Source organism: Mycobacterium sp. SMC-13 (genome assembly GCF_045311035.1).
In the GTDB taxonomy this organism is placed as follows: domain Bacteria; phylum Actinomycetota; class Actinomycetes; order Mycobacteriales; family Mycobacteriaceae; genus Mycobacterium.
This window is the reverse complement of record NZ_JBJIAI010000014.1, coordinates 18,743-42,190: the sequence shown is the minus strand read 5'-3', so window position 1 is coordinate 42,190 and position 23,448 is coordinate 18,743. Positions and strand designations below refer to the sequence as shown.

Annotated in this window: 18 protein-coding genes; 8 read left to right on the top strand and 10 right to left on the bottom strand. The window is 66.9% G+C overall.

Features of this window, described 5'->3' with window-relative positions:
* Positions 1–3: 3 nt before the first annotated feature.
* From ACJH6I_RS20250 to ACJH6I_RS20220, 7 genes are all read right to left on the bottom strand, one after another.
* Complete coding sequence (locus ACJH6I_RS20250; RefSeq protein WP_318986649.1) at positions 4–1,530, bottom strand: PQQ-binding-like beta-propeller repeat protein; 1,527 nt, start codon at positions 1,528–1,530, stop codon at positions 4–6.
* Positions 1,531–1,780: 250 nt separating this feature from the next.
* Positions 1,781–3,109: a proline-rich domain-containing protein gene (locus ACJH6I_RS20245; protein ID WP_318986650.1), complete on the bottom strand. Its 1,329-nt coding sequence runs from the start codon at positions 3,107–3,109 to the stop codon at positions 1,781–1,783.
* 81 nt (positions 3,110–3,190) lie between these two features.
* On the bottom strand, positions 3,191–3,826 hold the full coding sequence (locus ACJH6I_RS20240) for an LON peptidase substrate-binding domain-containing protein (protein WP_061001366.1): 636 nt from the start codon (positions 3,824–3,826) through the stop codon (positions 3,191–3,193).
* 2 nt (positions 3,827–3,828) lie between these two features.
* The gene (locus ACJH6I_RS20235) at positions 3,829–4,977 is read right to left on the bottom strand and encodes a glutamate--cysteine ligase (RefSeq protein ID WP_061001367.1); all 1,149 of its coding nucleotides are present in this window, start codon (positions 4,975–4,977) and stop codon (positions 3,829–3,831) included.
* On the bottom strand, positions 4,958–5,677 hold the full coding sequence (sodC, locus tag ACJH6I_RS20230; RefSeq protein ID WP_061001368.1) for a superoxide dismutase[Cu-Zn]: 720 nt from the start codon (positions 5,675–5,677) through the stop codon (positions 4,958–4,960). Before sodC ends, ACJH6I_RS20235 begins: the two co-directional genes overlap by 20 nt.
* Positions 5,678–5,687: 10 nt before the next feature.
* Entirely contained in the window at positions 5,688–6,155 is a 468-nt protein-coding gene (locus tag ACJH6I_RS20225; protein WP_064860083.1) for a LytR C-terminal domain-containing protein, read from the bottom strand.
* A gap of 41 nt (positions 6,156–6,196) precedes the next feature.
* Complete coding sequence (locus ACJH6I_RS20220; protein ID WP_029105136.1) at positions 6,197–6,505, bottom strand: DUF3263 domain-containing protein; 309 nt, start codon at positions 6,503–6,505, stop codon at positions 6,197–6,199.
* 161 nt (positions 6,506–6,666) lie between these two features.
* On the opposite strand from ACJH6I_RS20220, the gene ACJH6I_RS20215 reads away from it, so the two are divergent.
* Positions 6,667–7,260 (top strand): peptide deformylase, encoded by a 594-nt coding sequence (locus ACJH6I_RS20215; protein WP_064860082.1) that lies wholly within the window; start codon positions 6,667–6,669, stop codon positions 7,258–7,260.
* Positions 7,260–8,132: a GNAT family N-acetyltransferase gene (locus tag ACJH6I_RS20210; protein WP_406784430.1), complete on the top strand. Its 873-nt coding sequence runs from the start codon at positions 7,260–7,262 to the stop codon at positions 8,130–8,132. Before ACJH6I_RS20215 ends, ACJH6I_RS20210 begins: the two co-directional genes overlap by 1 nt.
* 294 nt (positions 8,133–8,426) lie before the next feature.
* Here the strand turns inward: ACJH6I_RS20210 and gjpA (ACJH6I_RS20205) are convergent, their stop codons facing one another.
* Both gjpA (ACJH6I_RS20205) and gjpA (ACJH6I_RS20200) read right to left on the bottom strand, forming a co-directional pair.
* Positions 8,427–9,770 carry an outer membrane porin GjpA gene (gene gjpA, locus ACJH6I_RS20205; protein ID WP_406784429.1) on the bottom strand — a complete coding sequence of 448 codons (1,344 nt, stop codon included), beginning with the start codon at positions 9,768–9,770 and terminating at the stop codon, positions 8,427–8,429.
* A 141-nt stretch (positions 9,771–9,911) separates the two neighbouring features.
* On the bottom strand, positions 9,912–11,459 hold the full coding sequence (gene gjpA / locus ACJH6I_RS20200) for an outer membrane porin GjpA (protein ID WP_061010394.1): 1,548 nt from the start codon (positions 11,457–11,459) through the stop codon (positions 9,912–9,914).
* A gap of 654 nt (positions 11,460–12,113) precedes the next feature.
* Between gjpA (ACJH6I_RS20200) and ACJH6I_RS20195 the strand changes: the two genes are divergently transcribed.
* Genes ACJH6I_RS20195 through ACJH6I_RS20175 form a run of 5 tightly spaced genes read left to right on the top strand, consistent with a single transcriptional unit; the run spans position 12,114 to position 19,360 of the window.
* Positions 12,114–13,586: a DUF3375 domain-containing protein gene (locus ACJH6I_RS20195; RefSeq protein ID WP_204158306.1), complete on the top strand. Its 1,473-nt coding sequence runs from the start codon at positions 12,114–12,116 to the stop codon at positions 13,584–13,586.
* Positions 13,579–14,244 (top strand): DUF4194 domain-containing protein, encoded by a 666-nt coding sequence (locus tag ACJH6I_RS20190; RefSeq protein WP_061001375.1) that lies wholly within the window; start codon positions 13,579–13,581, stop codon positions 14,242–14,244. The genes ACJH6I_RS20195 and ACJH6I_RS20190 overlap by 8 nt, the downstream gene beginning before the upstream one ends.
* A complete protein-coding gene (locus ACJH6I_RS20185) occupies positions 14,237–17,578 on the top strand; it encodes an ATP-binding protein (protein ID WP_406784428.1) in 3,342 nt (1,113 codons plus the stop codon). The genes ACJH6I_RS20190 and ACJH6I_RS20185 overlap by 8 nt, the downstream gene beginning before the upstream one ends.
* A 10-nt stretch (positions 17,579–17,588) precedes the next feature.
* Entirely contained in the window at positions 17,589–18,374 is a 786-nt protein-coding gene (locus ACJH6I_RS20180) for an exodeoxyribonuclease III (RefSeq protein WP_061001377.1), read from the top strand.
* Complete coding sequence (locus tag ACJH6I_RS20175; protein ID WP_061001378.1) at positions 18,371–19,360, top strand: alpha/beta hydrolase; 990 nt, start codon at positions 18,371–18,373, stop codon at positions 19,358–19,360. The genes ACJH6I_RS20180 and ACJH6I_RS20175 overlap by 4 nt, the downstream gene beginning before the upstream one ends.
* Here the strand turns inward: ACJH6I_RS20175 and ACJH6I_RS20170 are convergent.
* A complete protein-coding gene (locus ACJH6I_RS20170; RefSeq protein WP_406784427.1) occupies positions 19,357–19,917 on the bottom strand; it encodes a TetR/AcrR family transcriptional regulator in 561 nt (186 codons plus the stop codon). The genes ACJH6I_RS20175 and ACJH6I_RS20170 overlap by 4 nt on opposite strands.
* Before the next feature lie 114 nt (positions 19,918–20,031).
* Here ACJH6I_RS20170 and ACJH6I_RS20165 point away from each other — a divergent pair, with 114 nt between their 5' ends.
* Positions 20,032–23,082 carry an MMPL family transporter gene (locus tag ACJH6I_RS20165; RefSeq protein WP_406784426.1) on the top strand — a complete coding sequence of 1,017 codons (3,051 nt, stop codon included), beginning with the start codon at positions 20,032–20,034 and terminating at the stop codon, positions 23,080–23,082.
* The last annotated feature ends 366 nt before the right edge of the window (positions 23,083–23,448 follow it).

Sequence of the window (23,448 nt, the reverse complement as noted above, 5' to 3'; positions counted from 1 at the left end):
CGATCAGCGGTACCCGTCGATGTACGTTCCGCTGTCGTCCGTACGTACAGCGAGGACGACACCCGGCGCTGCAACAATCTCCTCCGCGTCAGCCGTGGGTGCGGTCCCGGTGGGAACGCAATCCTGGCGGTTGAAGACCGTCAATTGTCTTCTGGCGAACACCACCTCAGCACCGAGAATCACCGCTCGCGCATCCAACAGATCGGTCATCGGGTAGTCCGCGAAGGTACATCGCGCTTGCCCGTCTCGGCCCCTCAACATGAAGTCGTCCGCTGGCTCAGGTCCGGTGGCGAGAAAATCCGCCGACTCGTCACGAGTCCGATAGACAAGCACTTGCCCGTGAAAATCCAGAACGCGCCGATCAGCCGTACTCACGAAAGCACCCACGCCACCAGTGGATTCGACGTCGGCGCCCATCACATATCCATCTCGGCCCGCCCGGCTGATGCCCGGACGGATGGCGTTGAGGTCGTGGCCCGAATATGGCAGGCCCGCTAAAAGCGTTGTTTTCCAGCGAATTTGGCCGTTCGATGGATCGACGTAGACGAAGCGAATATCGGCTTTGTCACCAGACACACACCGATATGCGGAACCCGGCAGGCTGGGGTTTCCGCCGTACCAACCGCGGCATTCGGTGGACGGCGCCGGAATTGACCACAGCAGCTTCCCGGTCCGGGTGTCGTAGCGGGTCCACTCGCTGGCGTCCTTGTTGGTCGCTACCAGGAACGGCGGCGTTCTGCGGTTGTAGTCCAGATAGCCAAATGCTTTCGTCAGGCCAAGGTCGGACGACCACCAAAGTTGTTGGCCGGTCATGGCGTCCAGTCCGATCAACATGTCCGGACGGCCGCCCAGCCTGACCACGACTGTGCTTCCTTGATCGAAAACAGCCACGTCCGCGACAGTCTGAGTACTAGGTCCGCTGCGGCGATAATGCCAACGTTCGACGCCGTCGGACCGGTACGCGGTTACGCCGTCCTTGCCATAGGTCACGAATCCGGCCCCGCCTGACTCAACGCGCCAATTCCGACGACGCGACGTGCCGTTGGCGTCGGCAATGCGGATCGTAAAAGCTTTTTGTCCCAAACGATCTGGACTTGTAGGCACAGCCGTCTGCGTCGCGGTGGTGGCCTCGACAAACCGACCGTCGTCACCGGCTCGCAACGCCGACATTGTCATGGCACCGGCGACCACCACGGCCATCACCAATCCGATACCGACGAGCCAGCGACCACCCCGTGCCCACCGAGCGACGGCGGGCGCGGCGAGGGCGGCAGCCACGGTGCCCGACACAGCCAGCTGCCAACTGCTCACCGCGGTAGGCAGCTTGGGTGTCACCGGGAGGCGTTGCATCCAATCGAAAAACTGCCCCATCCCAGAGCCAGCCAACAGTAAGTACACCAACGCGATACCGGCCGCCAGCACACTCCATCCCCAGTACCGCGACACCCGTTTGAACCGTACGAGCAGCAGCGCGGCAACAAGAATGACTGCGACGGCGCATACCGATGACGCAACTGCTTTGGGGGACATGCTCGCCCAATACGAGGAGTTGTCGCCCTGTCGCACAGACTCTGACCACGCCGCGTAACCAGGCGAGGGGTCCGGCACCAGCCAGCTCCACAGCGATAGCCCAGCCGCCCAAACCAACAGGCCCACGGCCACGCCGAGGCAGACTGTCGACAAGCCCACCAGGACACGCCTCAGCATGCTGCCCCCGCCCCTCCCCTGACGTTGACCATCTGAACTACCGCCGGTTGTCAGGCGCAGTTCACCACCAAGCTCAGTTGAACTTGATCTTCACCTGCTCGCCGCTGACGTCGGCGGTGGTCCCGGTGACGTACGAGGTCAACGTGCCGCGCTTGGTCCCGCCATTGCGGCCCTGCCCGCTCACGTCGTAGTGCACCTCACCGCTGATCCGGACCTCCATGCGGTACTCGTCCAGATCGCCGACCTTGACGGCACTCATGTCGGGCGGGCTCCACGTCACGGTGCCGTCGACCAGATCGCGGTCGCTGATCTTCACGGGGCACGGCGCCGGCGGCACCAGTGAGCGCGACGACGAGCAGCTGCCGTACGCCGCGTCCAGCAGCTTGGCGATGGTCTTGGTGCCCGAATCGTTGAGCGCGAACTTCGGCTGCAGGTAGGCGCTCGACGAATACCCTTCGACGGCGTCGAGCAGCAGCGGCTTGGCGGCGGTGACCGACACGTACGGGCTGGTGCTGCCGAGCTCGAGGAAGCCCGGGAACACGTAGATCGCCGATTCCTCGGCGATCTCCTTGCCGAACACCGTCATGGACTTGCGGGCGGCGTTCTCGGTGCTGCTCAACGACGACAGATCGAGCTTGACGGCGGCGTGGGCCAGCTGCCACTTGCCGCCTTCCTTCTTGACGTGGATCGTGGCGTCGGAGTTCTTGTCGCCGAACTTGGCCGCCACGTGGACGTCGGCGCGGCCGATCGACTCCATGGTCTTGTCTTCGTTCAGGATGCGGATGTCGCTGATCGGCCATTCGGCGATCTGCTTCTTCAGCACGTCGCTGGACAGGAACTCCTTGGAGGCGGGCTGATCATTGCTGAACGACAGCGCCGTGTCGGCGTTGCCGTTCGACAGCGCTTCCAGATAGCCCTTCACCACCTCGCTGGCGGAGCTTGAGCCGCCGCTGTCGCCCGAACCGAACGAGTCGTAGACGTAGTAGATGCCACCACCCAGCACGACGAGCACCACGACAATGGCCGCGATGATCAGCGGCACCTTGTTCTTCTTCTGCGGGGTGACGAACGGCTGTGCGCCGTAGCCGCCTGCCGGCGCTCCCGGCCACCCCTGGCCGGCACCTGGTGCCGCCGGCGGGGTCCCCCATCCCTGCGGCGCCCCGGTGGGTGCGCTCGGCGCCTGGCCCCAGCCGCCGGTCTGCGGCGCGGCCGGCTGGCCCCAGGCCGGTGTCTGCGGCGCACCTGCCGGCGGCTGGCTCAACGGTGGCGGCGTCTGCGGGGGCCATCCGGGCGCGGCCGGCGGCGTGGTCTGGTGAATCGCCGTCTCTTCTTCGTCCGACGATCTACCCGCGCCGCCACCTGGGTTGGGACCGTTGTAACCGCTCCCCTGCCAACCCGTCATCGTGAACCCTCCCCGTAACACAACAAGCTGTGTCAAGGATAAGCGGTGCCGCACCCCCCTGCCTGCACGGAACGGCCGCCGCTACTCCTCGGACAGCTGGAATTCCACCATCGCGGTGAGACTCTCGACCGCTTCTTCGAGCGCGTCCAGCCGGGCCGCGGCATTCGGCGCGGCCAGCACGGAGTACTTGTCGGCCTGGCCGATCGGCAGTAGTGCGGCCAGCGCGTAGAGGCGTTGTCCCACATCGGGTTTGACGGTCCTGGCCAGGATCGAGGCCCGGTCCCGCAGGCGTGCGCCCTGCGCCGACGCGATGCGTTCGAACAGCGCGATGATCCGGTCCTCGACCGCCACGATGGACGCCTCCGGGACCACCGGCCCGGGCTCGTCGGGCCACCGCTCGATTTCGGCCCGCGGATACGGATCGTCGTTGTGCCACTGCACTATTCGGATGCGGTCGGTCACGCTGCAGCTCAGCATGTACCGGCCGACGCCCTGCGGCTGGCACCGGTCGATCTGGGCGAGCGCCCCGACCGAGCACCGGGCGTCGCCGCCGCCGACTTCACGGCCGGCCGAGATCAGCACCACGCCGAACACCTGCTCCGGGGCGGCCATGCAGTCCCGCACCAGTTCGCCGTACCGCGGCTCGAAGATCCGCAGCGGCAGTTCGTCGCCGGGCAGCAGCGCGGACTCCAGCGGGAACATCGGCGTGATGGGCACGGCTACAACACCAGCTCCGACACCAACGCGTCCACGACTTCCAGCAGATCCCCGTCGGTTTCCTCGGCGACCCGGCGCTGGCGTTGATACGAGCCGCCCAGGGTGTAGATGTCGACGACCCGGGCCAACTCGTCGGCGCAATTCAGTGATGCCGCAACCGGTTCCAACCGGTTCAGCAGCTCGTCCAGATCTTCGGTGACCAACCGCTCGTTGCTGTCGGCATCCAGGATGATCTCGGCGTCCAGTCCGTACCGCGCTGCGCGCCACTTGTTTTCCTGCACATGCCAGGGCGGCATGGTCGGCAGCTGCTCGCCGGCGTCGAGCCGGCGGTCCAGATCGACGATCAGGCAGTGCGTCAGCGCGACCAGCGCACCGAGTTCGGCGATGTTGGACACGCCGTCGAAAATCCGGACCTCGATCGTGCCCAGATGCGGCGACGGCCGGATGTCCCAACGGATTTCGTTCATGTGGTCGATGATGCCGGTCTTGCGCTGGTCGTAGACGAAGCGCTCGAAGTGAGACCACTTCTGAAAGTGGAATGGCAGGCCCGCGGTCGGCAGCTGCTGGAACATCATGGCCCGGTTGCTGGCGTAGCCGGTGTCCTCACCGTCCCAGTACGGCGACGACGCCGACAGCGCCAGCAGATGCGGGTACTGGTTGAGCAACGACGTGATGATCGGCATCACCTTGTGCGCCGAGGAAATCCCGACGTGTACGTGCACGCCCCAGATCAGCATCTGCCGGCCCCACCACTGGGTCCGTTTGATCAGTTCGGCGTAGCGCTGCCCTTCGGTGAGCTGCTGGCTCTCCCACTCGGCGAACGGGTGAGTGCCCGCGCAGAACAGCTCCATGCCGCGGTCGCGCACGATCCGGCGTACCGGGCCGAGCGTCGACCGCAGATCGTCCATGGCCTGGCCGGCGGTGTCGCACACACCGGTGACCACCTCAACGGTGTTGCGCAGCAATTCCTTGTGCACATGCGGCGTCTCGCCGATCTCGGCGATGACCGCGGCGGCCTCGTTGCTCAGGTCGCGTGTGCGGGCATCGACGAGGGCGAACTCCCATTCGACGCCGAGGGTCGGCCGTGGCGACCCGGCGAAATCGATTCGCGGTGGGGTGTGGCTGTCCGCGCTACCCGGCAGCGATGACACCGCACGCCACGCGCTTACCGGAGTCACCGGTGTTCATCGAAGCCTCGTCCGCCCCCGGTGCGGCGCCCTGGATCTGCTGGTACCGGTCAGCCGGGATGTTGCCGAAGTTGTCGGCCTTCTCGTGGATGATCAGCGCGGTCTTGTTGCCGGCGAGCAGCTGCTCGGCGGTGAAGGCGTCGGTGGTGGTCACCAGCGAGCCGGTGCCGTCGCCCTTGACCTGCAGCGAGGCGAGATCACCGCTCATCGGGTAGCCGGTGTGGCCCGGAGCCTGGAAGTGTCCGCCGGCGGACAGGAAGTCGCCGGGGGCGCCACCGGTCGGCGCCACCGAGTTCGGCTCGCACTTGCCGGCCGAGTGGATGTGCAGGCCGTGGAATCCGGGCGTCAGCACGCCGCCGGAGGTGGTCTTGACCGTCAGCGTGGCGAACCCACCGTTGAACAGGAACTCGGCGGTCGCGACCGTGGTGCCCTCGGGGGTCTTCAGCTCGGTGACCAGCTTCTCGCCGATCGGGGCGGCCTGCGGGGCCGCCTTCTCGCCGGCCTTTTCACCGTGGCCCTGCGGGGCGTGCTCGACGCCGGTCCACACCGCGGGGGTGGTGCCGGGCACGGACGAGGGGACCTGTCCGGGAGGGGCACATGCAGCGACGACAGGAGCGATGACCGCAGCGGCGGCGAGGAAGCGAATCGGGGCTGAGATCGGCATGCCCGAGAGCCTAACCGGTCACCAGAACGATGACGCCCGGTCCCTTGTCATTGAGCGCCGGGATGCGCGGTTCGACGGGCGCGTCGAGGATTTTGCCGACCGCTTCGGCGGCTTCCTTCTCTCCCGCGGCCTCACCGAAATACACGGTCGTGGCGGCCGGCGGGGCGTCGACGCTGAGGTTGTCGGTCTCGGTCACGTTCCACTGCTGCTCGTGCAGCTTGTTGGCGACGGTCTGCGCGGCGCCGGCCACCTCAGAGATGTTGAACACCTTGACGTCGGCCTTGGCAGGCGCCGGCGTCGTCGACGTCGTGGTGGCAGTGGCGGATGTCGCACTGGCGGAGCTGCTCGACGAGCTCGAGTCGGAGCTGCTGTCTGAACTCAGCGACTGGAACGCCACCAGCAGGAACACGACACCGAGGAACAACAGCACCATGACCATGGCGCGCAGGGGCAGTCCGGAAGACTCTCGCTGATTCATTGCTCCCCACCTTATCGAGGCGGACCCTCAGGGCAGAAAAGCTAGGTGATTTCGAAACCGAGACGACGCGCTGCCTTGGCCTTCTGTCGGCTGGCGCGCTGCCGGCGCAGTCGCTTGACCAGCATCGGGTCCGCGGCCAGCGCCTCAGGCCGGTCGACCAGGGCGTTGAGCACCTGGTAGTACCGGGTCGCCGACATCGAGAACAGTTCCTTGATGGCGTCCTCTTTGGAACCCGCGAATTTCCACCACTGACGTTCGAAACCAAGAATGTCGTGTTCGCGACGGGTCAACCCGTCAGCGAGCTCAGAGTCGTCCCCGGATCGCTCAGTACGCGCCATAGCGCCGTCCATTTCGCCCCTGGACCCTTTCTCTGATCTCGGTATATGCCAGCCTGTTTCGTGCGTCACAACGGATCTGGGACGCTGCAAGTGGTTCGGCGAACATTCAACCACGGCCGACGGTATTGAGCCGTGATCGTTACCCGCGAGTCGGATCATTAAGATTGCTCGTCATGGCTGTCCGTCCAATCTGCATCGTCGGTGACCCTGTTCTGCACACCGCGACCACTCCGGTGGCCGTCGGCGCCGACGGCTCCCTCCCTTCCGATCTCGCCGCGCTGATCGATGACATGTACGAAACGATGGACAAGGCCAACGGCGTGGGCCTGGCCGCCAATCAGATCGGCGTCGGGCTGCGGCTGTTCGTCTACGACTGCGCCGATGACCGCGGCCAGACCGCGCGGCGTCGCGGCGTCGTGATCAACCCGGTCCTGGAGACCTCGGAGATCCCCGAGACCATGCCCGACCCGGACTACGACGACGAGGGCTGCCTGTCGGTCCCCGGCGAGTCGTTCCCGACCGGCCGCGCCACGTGGGCCAAGGTCACCGGTCTGGACGCCGACGGCAAGCCCGTCGAGCTGGAGGGCACCGGCCTGTTCGCCCGGATGCTGCAGCACGAGACCGGTCACCTCGACGGCTTCCTGTACCTCGACTGCCTGATCGGCCGCAACGCGCGGGCCGCCAAGCGGATGGTCAAGTCGAACAAGTGGGGCGTGCCGGGGCTGAGCTGGATGCCGGGCGAGGTCGACGACCCGTTCGGGCACTGATGCCTTCGGTCGGTAGCCGCGTCTCGTTGCGCTACCGATTGTCCGAGCAAGAGGCCGGCCTCGAATCTGAGGCCTTCACCGACGTCGTCGGGCACCTCGAGGCGCTCACCCCGGCTGTGGTGGTGCGCACCAAATCGGGTGAGCGCGTCGAGATCAGCCCCGACGCGGTGATGTCGGTGCGCGAGTTGTCGCACGCCCCGGTGCGCAATTCAGAGATACGTGCGGTCGAGCACGCGGCCGCCCTGGCCTGGCCGGGTACCGAACGGCACTGGGCCGGCGGCTGGTTGCTGCGCGCCGGCGGGACGGACAAGCGCACCAACTCGGCTGCGCCGCTGCTCTTTTCGTCGGACTTGACGACCCTGCCGACGATCGCCGACTGGTACGCCGAACACGGACTGCAACCGTGGGTGGCGCTGCCGGAGCGGCTGCTGCCGGTCCGTTCCGAAGGCGTCGAGCCGAATCGCGTGCTCACCATGGAACTGTCGGGCACCACCCATGCCGAATTGCCCTCGCATCCGGATGCCCGATGGTTGGAGATTCACGCACAGGACGTGCCCGTCGAGCTGCTCAGCACCGTCGTCGACGGAGACGTGGCATTCGCCACGGTGGCCGACGCGGCGGTCGGGCGGGTCGCCGTGACCACGGCGCCCGGCGGCAGGGTGTGGGCCGGGCTGTCGGACGTCGCGGTGCTCGAGCCGCAACGCCGGCGTGGACTCGGCCGGGCCGTCTGTGCCGAGCTGGTGGCCTGGGCCGCCGGCCGCGGCGCGACGCACGCCTACGTCCGGGTTCCCGACGACAACGCGCCGGCGATCGCGCTGGCCGAGTCGATGGGTTTCCGGCTGCATCACCGGTCGCGGTACGTGCTCCTGTAACGCCGCGGCCACGGTTTCCCGCGCGACATCGTCGGCGCCCGGGAAACCGTGGCCTCGGCAGGTACCAGCTAGTGCGCGTCGGCTCCACTGTGGGCCGAACCACCCTGAGCTGCAGTGGATTTCGCCGGTGCCGACTTCTTCACAGGCTTCGGCTTCTCGGCCTTCTCCGACTTCTGCTTGCCCGGCTTCTTCGACTCGGACTTCTTGGTCTCCGACTTGGTGGTCTCGGACTTCGTTGTGTCGGACTTGGTCTCGGACGTCTTCGTCTCCGACTTGGTGGTATCCGGCTTGGTGTCATCCGACTTCTGGTTGTCGGCCTTCGTCGGGGTCGCCGGAGTGGCGGGCGTCGCCGGGGTCGCCGGCGTGGCCGGGGTCGCCGGCGTCTCCGACGTGGCGGGGGTGGCCGGAGTTGCCGAGGTCGCCGGAGTTGCGGGTGTAGCCGAGGTGGCCGGGGGTCTCGGTCTTGGCCGGAGCAGCAGGCTTCGCGGGCGCTTCCGGAGCCTCCGCCGCGGTCGCCTTCACCTGCGTCACCGCCAACGTGGACTGCGGGATCGAGGTGATCGAGTTGTCCGTCGCCGCCTTGGTCACCGACACCTGCGTGGCAGCAGCCGGATCGGCGGCGGTCTTGGGCGCCAGCGGATTACCCGTGCCGCTCCAGCCGATGGCCTTGGCGAGGATGCGGCCGAGCGACACCATGGCGCCGATGGGCCCGATGCCCAGACCGTCGATCTGCAGGTCCGTCCCGATGATGTCGGCATAGACGGTCTGCCCGAGTGAGTTCAGGATCGAACCACCGAGGCCCATCTGATCCCAGCCCGTCGATCCGGCGGTGAACAGTCCGCCGAACTGGATGTTGAGCGCCTTGACGACGGCATTGTCGCTGAGGGGAATGGTCTTGTTGATCAGCTTGGCCACGAGGTCCAAGTTGAGGTTGGCGCCGTTGAGGACGCCGTCCACCATGGCAGCCGGGATGTTGATGACGGTCTGCAGCGCTTTCGCCGCGTCGCCTTGCGACAGGGACGCACCGATGCTGGTGAGACTGTTCGCCAGCGCCACCGCCGGGCTGATCGCCGGTCCTGCCAGGCCGATCAGGACCCCGCTCAGAGGCGATGCCAGGAAGTTGAACACTTCCTGCACGACCCGGTTGGCCATGGCGTTCGAGGCCGTCGGAAGCAGCTTCGGAATCACCTGAAGCAGGATGAAGTGGAAGCCATCGTTCGAGTCGACGGACTGCGAGTTGTTGCCGGGGTCGGTGCCCAGCAACGTCGCGGCGGTGATCGCCGACTGCACGTTGTGCCCGATCTCGCCCAAAACCGTGCCGATGTTGCCGGGATTCTGCAGGATGGCCCCGACATGGTCGATCTGGTTCGCCAGGAACTGCTGCAGCAGCACCGCCGGCGCCTCGGAGAAGGCCTCGCCGATGCGCCCGGCATTCGCCGCGGCGGTCTTGAACGCGTCCTGCCACGGCTGCAGCGGGTTGTACGCCGCAGTCAGTTGCACGGCGGCGGTGCTGACCGACGGCAGCGCCGGAAGCTTGACGGAGGCGGGTGCCGACGTGAGCAGTGGGCCGGCCACGATGGCCGCCGTGGTCGCTGCGCAGATACCCGCCTTGGTATGGCGACGGACCGCTGAATCCATGAGAAAGACTCCTCTTGACGAGTTGATTGGGCTGATTTGGGCAGGACAAAAGAGCTCGGTTGATCGGACGGAAGGTCCGACGGGAATCAGTGGGCCTCCCCCGAGCAGGGAGGCCCACTGACTGCGACTACTTGCTGCTGACTACTTGCTCGAGGCGGCCGAAGCGTGCGAGCCGTCGGCGCCGTTGGCCGAACCACCTTGGCCAGCAGCGGGTTTCGCCGGCTTCTTCGCAGGCTTCGGCTTCTCCGACTTCTGCTTGCTCGGCTTCTTCGCATCGGACTTCTTGGTCTCGGACTTGGTGGTGTCCGACTTCGTGTCCGACTTGGTCGAGTCCGCCTTCTGGTCATCCGACTTCTGGTTGTCGGACTTCGCCGGAGAGGCAGGCGTCGCCGGGGTGGCGGGCGTGGCCGGAGTTGCCGGGTTCGCGGGCGTCTCCGAAGTTGCCGGGGTCGCCGGAGTGGCGGGGGTCGCCGGGGTCGCGGGCGTGGCCGGAGTTGCCGGGGTCGCCGGCGTCTCCGACTTGGCCGGCGCGGCAGGCTTCTCGACCGTCTGCGGAGCCTGGGCCGCGGTGGCCTTCACCGGAGTCACCGCCAACGCAGGCTGCGGGATCGAGGTGATCGAGTTGTCGGTGGCCGCCTTGGTCACCGATACCTGGGTGGCGGCAGCCGGATCAGCAGCAGCCTTGGGGGCCAACGGATTACCGGTACCGCTCCAACCGATGGCCTTGGCCAGCAGGTGGCTGAGGTTCACCAGCGCACCGATCGGTCCGATGCCCTGGCCGGCGATGGTCAACGGGTCGTTCGGGGCAAGCGACGTGACGGCGGTGAGGCCGAGGGAGTTCAGGATCGAGCCACCGATGCCGGTCATGTCCATGCCCGTCACACCAGCGGTGAACAGCCCACCGAACTGGATGTTGAGCTTCTGCAGCTCGTTGCCGGCCGGCATGGTCTTGGTGATCAGCGGCGCCAGCACATCCAGGTTCAGGTTGGCTCCGTTGAGGAAGCCGTTCACCATGGCCGCGGGGATGTTGATGGCGGCTTGGGCTGCGGTCATCGCGTCACCCGCGGCGAGCGAGGTCGCGATCTTGGTGATGCTGTTGACGAGCGCCACGACGGGGCTGATGCCGGGACCCACCAAACCCATCAGCACGCCGCTGAGCGGTGATGCCAGCACGTTGACCACCTGCGTGACGATCGCGGATGCCTGCGGGTTGCCCGCCGTCGGGAGCATGTTGGGGAGCATCTGCGCGACCAGGCCGTGCCACACGTCGTTCGAGCCGGCGATGGTCCAGTCCTCCGGCTTGGTCCCCAGCAGCGTGGCTGCGGTGATCGCCGACTTCACGTTCTGCCCGACATCCTGGATCACCGCGCCGATGTTGCCGGGATTTTGCAGGATGGCCCCGACATGGCTGATCTGGTTCGCCAGGAACTGCTGCAACAACACGGCCGGCGCCTCGGAGAAGGCCTCACCGATGCGCCCCGCGTTGGCCGATGCGGTGTTGAACGCGTCGAGCCATGGCTGCAGCGGGTTGTATGCCGCGGTCAGCTGCACCGCGGCGGTGCTGACCGACGGCAGCGCCGGCAGATGCGCGGCGGCGGGCACTGACGGCAACAGCGGGCTGACCACGATGGCCGCCGTGGTCGCTGCGCAGATACCCGCCTTGGTATGGCGACGAACCGCAACATTCATGAAGTGACTCCTCGGGGGTCGGCTTGCTTACTGGCCGGTAATTTACCGACGAGTAACCGAGTTAATCCAGAGTTTTTGACGAAGTCGTAACGAATCGATAGCGACGGCATGCGGCTCACAGGCCACACCAAGCTGGTTTGCGTATTAGCCGGTAAAGCGCCGTTCATAGCCCCGCTAACCTTCCGGGCAAATGGCCAGTCGGCAAACCCATTTACACCGCCGGGCGAGCCTCCGACGCAACCCTGGAAGACCAGGCGGACCAGCCAGATATATTCCGATTAGTCATGCTCAGGCGCGATTTTCGCGTCGTGACCGAGACCACATCGGATCACGATCGTGACCGGTATCTCACATGGGCGAAGCCGCCTCTGTGAACTCGGACGGGACGCCCCGTGCCCAGTCCGGGGCAAATCAGGCGCCCGCCTCGTGGGCGCGCCAACGCAATTGCTGCGGCCGCCCCGACAGCAGCCCGCCGCGGCCCCGGCAGGTGTCCACATGGTGAGACAACATATGGGACCGGCCGTCCCGGGCAATGCCGGCAACCGTCCCTGCGGGCGCTGCGGGGCACGACCGCCGATGCCGGCCGACGCTTCGCCAAGTATCTTGGACCGGCGGTGGAACGCACCGAAGTGTCAGGCTGGTCAGGGGTTGCGGGTGCAAGAGAATGCGGCGCTGTCGGCCGCCGAGTTGCTCGAACTCAACCGTGACGTTCAGGGCTCGCGCGCGGTCCGGCTGCTGGCGACAAACAACCTCGGCGTCTACGCCACATTGATGGAGCGGCACCTCAGTGACGGCATGATCGCCGAGACGGATCTGGTGGTCCGGCTGGAACGCGACCTGGCGACGCTCGGCGAGACCGACGACCAGCTCGGACAGTCCGGCCTGGCCCTGATCAAGTCGTGGGCCAGCCAGGGCTGGGTGCACCGGGTGACCGAGACGCGCGCCGGCGCGGAACGCAACGTCTGTTATCTGACGCAGGACGCCCGTCGCGCCCTCGACTTCGTGCGCGGCATGCGCCGCGGCGACAGCATCGCCACCGGCGGCTCGATCGCCGGCATCGCGTCCCGCATGCGCCAGATCGCCACCCGCGCCGGCAACGACCCTGACCGCATCCGGGCCGGCATCGAAGCCGAGATCGCCGCGCTGCACCGCGAGCTCGACGAGCTGGAGGCCGGCCTGCGCCCCGAGCCCGACGTCACCGACATGTACGACGAAGCCCGCGCCATCGCGCTGCAGATGGAACGGCTGATCACCGACATCGGCCTCTACGGCACGATGATCGAGCAGGCCACGCAGGCGCTGGACGATCCGATCGACACCAACATCGAGTACCGCGACCGGCAGCGCCAGATGTACGCCGATTACCAGGCGGCCTGGGATTCGGCGGGCCGCGATTCGCATCGGGCGTTCCTGCGGATGATCAACGACCCCGACCAGCGCGCCGAATTCGAGAACGACATCGCCACTGTGGCGTCGGCGCTGCCCGAGCTGGACCCGGCGCTGCGCAAGGTGATGGCCGGGTTCTTCGAGTTGATCGGCCACCAGATCGACGAGGTCGAACGCATCCAGCAGCGCTGCGCGCAGCGGGTCAAGCGGTTCACCGCGTTCGGCACCATGGAGTCCAGCCGGGGTGTGGCCCGCCAGCTCAACGAGGCCATCGGCGCCGCCCGGACACTGCTGAAGTCGTCCCTCACCGACTCCCGGCTGGACATCGAGGTCCCCCTGGCCCGGCACGCGATCAGCTCGATCGGCGCGCTGAGTTTCAAGATCGGCGACCTGTCGGCACCCAAGCCCGCCGAAGCGGCGCAGGGCGACGTCGACCTGTCCACCTTCGCGGCACTGACCACCCAGGTCGATGCGCCCGCGATGTCCGAGATGCTCAACGCCGCGGTCGCGCGACGGCCGGTGTCACTCGCCGAGGCCGTCTCCTTGCTCGATTCGGCATACCTGGGCCACGTCATCGTGTTGTGGTCCTGGGCCCTCAAACAGCCTGGCGGGCAGGGCGACCCGAGCGACGACACCATGTCGGTGCGCTTCCGGTCGCTCGACGGCCGGGACCGCGAGATCGAGGTGCCCTATCTGATGTTCACCGAGCCTGTTGCCGTGGCGGGAGCCCTTCATGACTGACTCACCCATCGATTTCGCCTCGCTGCCCGAGGTCGACAGCACCAGCCGGGCGGTGCAGCAGCGTCGTCCACGCTTCGACGGCGACGTCAGCGCCATGCCGGACCGGGCCTGCTGGGCATTGCAGCACCTGCTGACCCGCCGCTACATCAGCAGCGAGTCCGACCGTGACATCTACAGCTGGATCCTGGAGTACCGCAACGAATTGTCGGTGCGGCTGTCCGAACTCGACCTGCAGTTGCGCATCTCCGAGGGCGTCGACATCGCGTTCATCGAGCAGGCCCGTTACGAGTCGGCCAAGGGCATCAAGCTGCTGCGCCGCGAGCCGCTGGGCACCTACGACTCGATTCTGGCTCTGCACCTGGCGCAGCTGATGCGCGCCGGCGGCGACCAGAGCTTCCTCATCACCCGTGACGAGATGCATGGCATGTTCAGCGGAGTGCTGAACGAAACCGACCGTGACGCAGTCACTTTCACCGCCCGGATCGATGCCGCCATCGCCCGCCTCACCGGTCTCGACATCCTGCGCCGTAGCCGCGACGACGAGGACAGCTACACCGTGAGCCCCGTCATCACGGCCGTGATGACGGCCTCGGTGATCACCGAGCTGCAGCAGCAGTTCGAACAACTCACCGGTGGAGGTACTGAAGCCGATGTCTGAGCAGTTCCACCTGTCCCGGCTCCAGATCATCAACTGGGGCGTGTTCGACGGTTATCACAGCATCCCGTTCAGCGCCGGCGGCTCACTGGTCGCGGGCGGCTCCGGCAGCGGTAAATCGTCACTGCTGGACGCGATTTCGCTCGGCTTCCTACCGTTCAACCGGCGCAACTTCAACGCATCCGGCGACAACACCGCGGCCGGCTCGAGCGCGGGCCGCCGCACCGTCGACAAGTACGTCCGCGGCGCCTGGGGCCAGCGCAGCGAAGCCGGCACGAGCCAGGTGATGTACCTGCGCGGCGAAGGCACCACCTGGTCCGCCGTCGCGGTGACCTACACCAGCAACACGGGCCGCACCATCACGGGCCTGGTGCTCAAATGGCTGACCGGAGAATCGCGTTCGGATTCGTCGAGCCGGTTCGTCATCGGCGACGGCGACCTGGACATCGAGGACGTCTGCAACCGGTGGGCCGCGGGCCGGTTCGATGCCGGCGTGTTCAAGGGTGACGGCTGGCGGTTCACGACCAAGGTCGAGTCGCAGTACCTGGCGCAGCTGTATGCCTCGATCGGTATCCGCGCGTCGGACGCCGCACAGCAGCTGCTCGGCAAGGCCAAGTCCCTGAAAAGCGTTGGTGGGCTTGAGCAGTTCGTCCGCGAGTTCATGCTGGACGAACCGGACAGCCTGGCCCGGCTGCCTGAGGCGCTCAAGCAGATCGATCCGCTGGTCGAGGCCCGGGAACTGCTCGCGGTGGCTCAGCGCAAGCGCAAGATCCTCGGTGACATCGAGGCCATCCAGGTGCGTTACGCCTCCGAGTCGACCGACCTCGGCATCATCGACCTGGTCGACCTGCCGATGGTGCGGGCCTATACCGATCATGTGCGGCTCCGGCACTGCCCCGCGGAGATCGAGACGCTCGATGCGACCATCGACCAGCTGGAGAACGAGAACGCCGACCTGACGCGGCAGCTGAATCTGGCCAAGGCCGAAGGTGATTCGCTCAACGCCCAGATCAACGGCGCATCGGCGAACGTCGGCCCGCTGCAGGCCCAGGTCAATGCGGCCGAAGCGCAGGCCGACGACGTGGCCCGGCGGCGCGCGGCCTACGAGGAGATGGTCGCTGCCCTCGGCGTCGAAGTGCCCGATACGGCCGACGAATTCTGGAACCTGCGCGAGGAACTCACCCGGCAGGCCACCGAGATGCTGGGCAAGCTCGAGTGGGGGCGCGATGCGTCCACCGACGCGGAGTACGCACAGAAGTCGGCACGCATCCTGCGCGACAACGCGGCCAAGGAACTCAAGCGCGTCGAGCACGTCGGCTCGGCGCTGCCCGAGTCCGCCGTGACGATGCGCGACCACATCTGCGCCGGCGTCGGCATCGACCCCGCCGAACTGCCGTATGTCGCCGAGCTTTTCGACTTGCATCCGGAACACTCGCGCTGGCGACTAGCGGTGGAGAAGGTCCTGCGCGGGGTCGGCCTGCGGCTACTGGTGCCGGATCAGCACTATGCCAAGGTGCTGCGGTTCGTCAACGAGACCAACATGCGCGGACGGCTGGCGCTGCACCACGTGCGGGCCGGCGCCTCGGGACGCGAGGCCGAACCGAACACGTTGGCGGGCAAGCTGTTCCTGGTCAAGCCGAAGCACCCTTGTGCGGCCGAGGCCGTCGATGTGATCGCCGCGGCCGGTGACCACATCTGCGTGGACACCCCCGACGTGTTCGTGCGCTTCCGCCGCGCCGTCACCGACACGGGTCTCTACAAGGACTCCGATCGGCTGGCCATCAAGGACGACCGGCGCCCGATCAAGCCGTCCGAGTACATCTACCAGGGCGATATCGGCGCCAAGCTGGAAGCGCTGCACGCCGAACTCACCGAGGCCGAAGAGGCCTTCAACACCGCCCGGCGGGCCGCGGATGAGATTGCGGCGCAACGCCAGCAGTGGCGCGACCGGGCCGCGGCGTGCAAGGCAGTCTACGAACAGTTCCCGCAGTGGAGTCAGATCGACACCGACACCGCCGAGGGTCACGCCGACCGGCTCCGCGAGCAGTACGAGCTGCTGCTGGCCGACCACCCCGACATCGAGGCGCTGTCGGCGCGTGCCGAGGAGTGCTGGGTCGACATCCAGACCCTGATGACCCGGCGCGGCGCGATCCAGACCCGGCGCGACGATCTCGACGCCCGCCGGACACAGCTGATGGACCTGCAAGATCGGCTCTCCCCCGCCGCGGTGTCGGAGCAGGCCACAGATCTGTTGCGCCGCTACGCCGCTGACGTCCCGGTGCCACTGGAACTGCTCAACCCCGAGCCGCACCGCGAGGCGCTGTTCGCCGCCATCCGCCGCGAACGCGACCAGCTCACCGAGAGCCGCCGGCGCTCCTACGAGGAGCTGTCGCGCATCGTCGCGACGTTCGACGCCTCGTTCCCGGATGCGATACCGAACGACTCCGACGACTTCGACGAGCGCATCTACGACTATGTCGCGGTCTGCCGTCACATCGACGAGCGCGAGTTGCCCGACGCCTACGACCGCATGATGCGACTGATCACCGAGCAGGCGCCCGACGCGATCCTGACACTGCACCGCGTCGCCGAGCAGGAGACCCGGCGGATCAGCGAGCAGATCGAGCGCGTCAACACCGGTCTGGGGGCGGTGGAATTCAACCGCGGCACCCGGCTGACGCTGCGCGCCAACCCGCGCAGCATGGCGGCGGTGTCCGAGCTGACCGACATCGTCAAGGCCATCTCCCGGCGCATCGCCGAGGTCGGCCTGGGCGACAAGAAGGCGATCCTCGAGCAGTACGCCGACATCCTGCGGTTGCGAAACCGCCTGGCGGGCAACAACCCCGAGGACCGCGCCTGGACCCGCGATGCGCTCGACGTGCGGAACCGGTTCACGTTCGACTGTGCCGAGTGGGACGTCGCCAGCGGCGAACTGATCCGCACGCACAGCAACGCCGGTGACAACTCCGGTGGCGAGCAGGAGAAGCTGATGGCCTTCTGCCTGGCCGGAGCGCTCAGCTTCAACCTGGCCAATCCCGAAAGCGGCGACAACAAGCCGGTTTTCGCGCAGCTGATGCTCGATGAGGCGTTCTCCAAGTCCGACCCGCAGTTCGCCTCGCAGGCGTTGCAGGCGTTCCGCAAGTTCGGCTTCCAACTGGTGATCGTCGCGACGGTGCAGAACGCCACCACCATTCAGCCCTACATCGACGGCGTGGTGATGGTGTCCAAGTCCGAGGCCACCGGCCGCAATGCCCGACCGGTCGCGAACGTCGCCACCAAGACCATCACCGACTTCACCGCCCTACGTCGGGAACTGAAAGTCCCCGAGCCTGTCTGATCGGAGCGTCATGCGTATCGCCACCTGGAACGTCAACTCCATCCGCACCCGGGTCGACCGGGTCACGGACTGGCTGTCCCGCGCGGACGTGGACGTGCTCGCCATGCAGGAGACCAAGTGCAAGGACGAGCAGTTCCCGACGATGCCGTTCGCGGCACTCGGTTATGAAGTCGCGCACGTCGGGCACAGCCAGTGGAACGGCGTGGCGATCGCGTCCCGCGTCGGAATCGAGGACGTGCAGGTCGGCTTCGACGGCCAACCGCAGTGGCAGGACGCCGACGAGGCGCGTGCCATCGGCGCCACCTGCGGCGGGGTCCGGTTGTGGAGTCTGTACGTGCCCAATGGCCGGACGCTGGAAGACCCGCACCTGCCCTACAAGCTGAAATGGCTTTCCGCCCTGCGGGATACCGCGACCGGCTGGCTGGCCGACGATCCGTCGTTGCCGTTGGCCCTGATGGGCGACTGGAACATCGCGCCGACCGATGAGGACGTCTGGGACATGGCGGTGTTCGCGAACTCGACGCACGTCTCCGAGCCGGAGCGCGCGGCGTTCCGCGCCATCAACGACGCCGGCTTCGCGGACGTGGTCCGCCCGTTCACCCCGGGTCCGGGCGTCTACACCTACTGGGACTACACGCAGCTGCGGTTCCCCAAGAAGCAGGGCATGCGCATCGACTTCGTGCTGGGCTCACCGGAATTCGCGGCGCGCGTCACGCACGGCGAGATCGTTCGCGAGGAACGAAAAGGCAAGCAGCCCAGTGATCACGCGCCGGTGCTGGTGGAGTTGGCGCCGTGAGCGCGGTCATTCACGCCACCGAGCCGGCCAGCCTGCGCGCGCGCATCATTCACTTCTTCGCGTCATTGCTGTTGGCCCGCATCCTGATTCGCGCGCTGACCACGGCGGAGTACGAGGCGACGTCACAGCGGATCGTGCGGGTGGGACGCAACGTCAACAAGTTGGCCAGCCTGCAGCGTCGTCGGCCACCGCGCGGCTTCCGATTGGTCGCCGAGAACTGGAGCGGCCTGCCGGTCGAATGGGTGTCGCCGTCCGACCTCGACCCGCCCATCACCGACGGGGTCATCTTGTATTTCCACGGCGGCGGGTTCGTCCTCGGCGATCTGAACACCCATCTACGCGCCGTCGCGGCGCTCTCGCGCGTCACGCGATTGCCGTTGGTACACATCGAATATCGGCAGTACCCCGAGGTCGACCTGGAGACGACCATCCAGGACTGCCTGAGCGCTTACCGCCACCTGCTGAGTCTGGGCGTCGATCCGGCCAAGGTGGTCCTCGCCGGTGACTCGGCCGGCGGATTCCTGGCGTTCGCGACCGCGCAGCAGGCCCCGAAGCACGGGCTCCCGAGTCCCGCAGGGGTGGTCGGCATTTCGCCTCTACTGGAATTGGACAACGCCGCACGCACTGCGCATTCGACCGCGGCGACGGACGTCTTCGGGATCGCCGCCGGCTTCCCGGTCATCACCGAACGCATCTGTCCCGCCGGCAATCTCGAAGAATTGGAGCCGGTTTCCGGTCCGATGGATTCGATGCCGCCGTCGCTGATCGTCGCCTCCGAGACGGAGTCACTGCTGTGCGACGCCGAGCGGATGCAGGACAAACTGCACGAGGCCGGGCGCAAGTGCGAGGTCGCGGCGTGGCCCAGTCAGGTCCACGCGTTCCCGGCCATATTCCCCGGGCTGCCGGAGAGCCGCCGGGCCTACGCGCGCATGGCCGGTTTCATCGCCGACTGCCTGTCCGGCACAGCCCCGGCAAAGTCCGCCTAATTCAGGTACTGCTCCACCGACTCGACAAGCGCCGCCTCGACACGGCGTAGCGGCACGTCCGACTTGGTCGCCTGCGCCATGACGATGGCGCCCTCCACCGCGGCGACCGTCAGCGTCGCCTGGCGAGCGGCGTCATCGGCTGACAACCCCGCGGTTTCGAGCCCGGCGGCAATTCGACGCTCCCAGTCCAGGAAGACCTCACCGGCGGTGTCGGCGGCGGCAGGTGCCTCGGACCTGCCGAGGGCTGCCGCCATGATCGGGCAGCCGACCTCGAAGTCACTGCTGGCGAGGTTCGAAATCCACATCTCGACAAAGGCACGCACCGCCCCGACCGGACCCTTTTCGCCGATCAGGCGGTCGATGCCGTCGCCCAGCATGTTTCCTGCCGCAACGGTCGCGTCGGCGACGAGTTCGGCCTTGCCACCAGGGAAATTCAAGTAGAGGGACCGCCGCGCGGTACCGCTGCGTTCGAGCAGCTGGCTGAGCCCGGTACCTGAAACGCCCTGGCGCCGAATCAGATCGATGGCTGTGACGACGAGCCGATCGCGCGCACTCATGTGACGTAACTCCCTGTCTTTCAGCATTGTTTGTACACCAGTCGGTCTACTACCGTCTGCCTCCAATAGTAGACCGAACGGTGTAGTTCTGGTCTCGAATCGGAGGGGATCCGGGTGGGACACAACAGCAGGTTTTTCGCCGCCACCAGCCGTTTCTGTGCCAAATGGGCATGGCTCGTCATCGGCTTCTGGGTAGCGCTCGCCGGAATCCTCAACGTCGCCATCCCCCAGCTCGAGCAGACCGTCGCCGAGCATTCCGCGCCGTTCATGCCGGCGAACATCAAGGCCGCGCAGACGCTGCGCGAGATGTCGGACGCCTTCGGTGTCCCGCGGTCCTCGGCCGTCGGCAGCGTCGTGCTGGTCGACGAGAAGGGCATCAATGCGGCCGACGAAGCCCTCTACCGCGACATCGTCGCCACCTTGCAGCGCGACACCACCAACGTCGCCTACGTGCTCGACACCTACGACAATCCGCAACTGCGCGACATCGCGCTGAGCCCCGACCACAAGGCGATCAACCTCGTCCTGGCCGGCACCGGCGACGTCGGGTCCACCAAGGCGCACAAGAACACCATCGCGATCCGCGACCAGCTGCACGCCCTGTCCAAACCGCCCGGAGTCGGGGTTTACCTCACCGGGCCGTCACCAACATTGGCCGATCTTTTCAGCGCCATGGACTTTTCGCTGCTGATCATCACCGCGGTGTCTGTCCTGCTGATCACCTTGGTGCTGCTGATGGTCTATCGGTCGCTGGCCACTGCCATGGTGCCGTTGCTGACCATCGGCATCGCACTCGGCGTGGCCCGCCCGATCGTGTCCCTGCTGGGTATGGCTGGGGTACTTACCGTTTCGAACTTCACCATCTCGCTGATGACCGCGATGCTGCTCGGCGCCGCCACCGACTACGCGATCTTCATCCTGGCCGGCTATCACGAAGCCCGGCGTAGCCAGGTGCCCGTCATCGACGCGATAGCGCAAGCCGGACAGCGGGTTTCGGGCATCCTGATCGCCTCGATGCTGACCATCGCGGCGGCCGCCACAGCCATGGGATTCACCGAACTCGGCATGTTCAAGGCCGCCGGCCCACCGATCGCCATCGCGATCGTCGTCGGACTAGCCGTCTCGATGTCCCTGCCCTACGCCCTGCTGTCGCTCCTCGGCAAGCGCGGACTGGCCGAACCGCGCCCCCTCAACGACCGCCGGTGGCGCCGCATCGGATCCACCATGATCCGCCGGTCGGGCGTGCTGGTGGCCGCTTCGCTGGTGCTGTTGCTCAGCGCCGCAATGGTTCTGACCACGTTCCGGGTGAACTTCGACGAGAACGCCATGCAGCTCGACGACACCGAGAGCTCCCTCGGCTACGAAAAGACCTACGCCCACTGGGGCGTCAACGAGGCGGCGCCGGAATACCTGATCGTGTCGGCCGACCATGACATGCGGAACACCGACGATCTGGCCGCGCTCGACCGTGTCGCGGGCCGCCTCGCCGGGATGCCCGAGATCGCCTATGTCCGCTCCATGACGCGGCCGGCCGGAAAGCAGTTGCCGCAGAACACCATCGGCTACCAGGCCGGGATCGTGGCCGACCGGCTCGGCGATGCCAAGAACCAGGTCAACAAGGCGGTTCCCGACATTCACCGGCTGGACTCCGGTGCGGCCCAGCTGCGCGACGGCGCTGCCTCCGCGGTGACCCAGATTCCCCAATTGGTTTCCGGTATCAGGCAGGTGACCGGGCTGGCCCATCAGGTACTCGACGGGTACCAGGCCGCCGGCGCCGGGCTGTCCACGCTCACCGACGGCACGGTGGACGTCCGTTCGGCGTTGGCCGATCTCAGTTCCTCCACCGGCTTGCTCGACGCGGCATTGCAGGCCATCGACGGCAACGCGCAGGTCGCCGATGCCGGCCGGCTGGTGAGTTCGGCGCTCGGCTCCGCGCTGGATCCGCAACCCGGCCCCGACTGCCTGATGAACCCCGTGTGCAGCCGGGCCCGCGCGGACATCGCCGACCTCGACGCCATCTCCAACGGCGCGGTCAGCCGCGCGCTGCTGCAGGCCCAGCGGCTCTCTGCCGTCCCGCAAGTGACCGTCGAGAAGGTGCGGGCCGCCGAGCCCGCCATCCGAAATGCGTTGGCCACGTTGCAGAAAATGGTGTCGAATCTGCCCGGTGGTTCGCCGACCCAGGCTCGCACCCAGTTGGCCGAACTCGTGCGCGGCGCCGATCAGCTCAGCGCCGGGATGACCCGGCTGGCCGTCGGGCTCGACCAGGTCAAGGGCGGCGTGGACCAGGTGGTCACCATGTCAGGGCGCCTCACCGACGGGCTCGGCCAGGCGACGGACTACCTGACGACCTTGAGCACGCACACCGGCGACGGGCCGGCATCGGGCTTCTACCTTCCGCCACAAGGCTTTTCCGACCCCGCCTTCCGGGCCGCGCAGGACCTGCTGTTCGCCCCCGACGGCAAGACGGCACGGATGCTCGTCATCTGGAAGATCAACCCGTACAGCGCCCAGGCCCTCGACGCCTCCCGCGCACTGGCGCCGGCCGCGACCGAAGCCGCATCCGGAACCTCTTTGCAGACAGCACGTTTCGCCAGCACTGGCCTGGCGTCACTATCGGCCGACATGCGTGATCAGGTGTGGCACGACTTCGCGGTCTACGGCACCGTCGCGATCCTGGGCGTGCTGCTGGTGCTGGTCGCGCTGCTCCGTAGCATCCTCGCGCCGGTGTTCATGGTCGCCGTGGTGACGCTGTCGTTCGCCGCCGCCTCCGGATTCAGCGTCCTGGTGTGGCAGCACCTCATCGGTGTCGACATCGACTGGTCGGTGTTCCCGGTGTCTTTCATGGCGCTCATCGCCGTGGGCGCGGACTACAGCATGCTGTTCGCCGCCCGCATCCGCGAAGAGTCGGGTGACGGCATGATCCGCGGCATCATGCGCAGCTTCGGCAGTACCGGCAGCGTCATCACCACCGCCGGCATCGTCTTCGCGCTCACCATGTTCGCGCTGATGACCGGGCGGGTGATCAACCTGCTGCAGATCGGATTCACCATCGGCATCGGCCTGCTGATCGACATCACCCTGGTCCGCACGGTGCTGGTGCCTGCCGCGATGGCCATGATCGGCAACCGCATCTGGTGGCCGAGTAAGCCGAGCGCGCACCCGTAGGGAATCGTCGACGATTAGATCGGCTCGGTGGTTCTGGCCGAGCCCATCCCGACTCGGGCCGCCCGGGGTCACCGGTCGGCGCTGCGATCCTTGACGGTTAGGTGTGCTCGGTAGTTCGGGCCGACCCGCCCCGACTCGGCCCCACGGTTCGCGCGTGATCCTCGGTGGTTAGGTGTGCTCGATGGTTCTGGCCGTGCCCATCCCGACTGGGCTGCCGGGGTCTCCGGTCCGCGCTGCGATCCTCGACGGTTAGGTGGGCTAATCGGCGCCTGCCCCCTGGCGGTCGCGGTCCCGGATTCTTCGGTGGGCCGTCCACCGGCGGTCCGCTCCAAGGCCTCGATAACTAGCTGACCCAACCGTCGACGA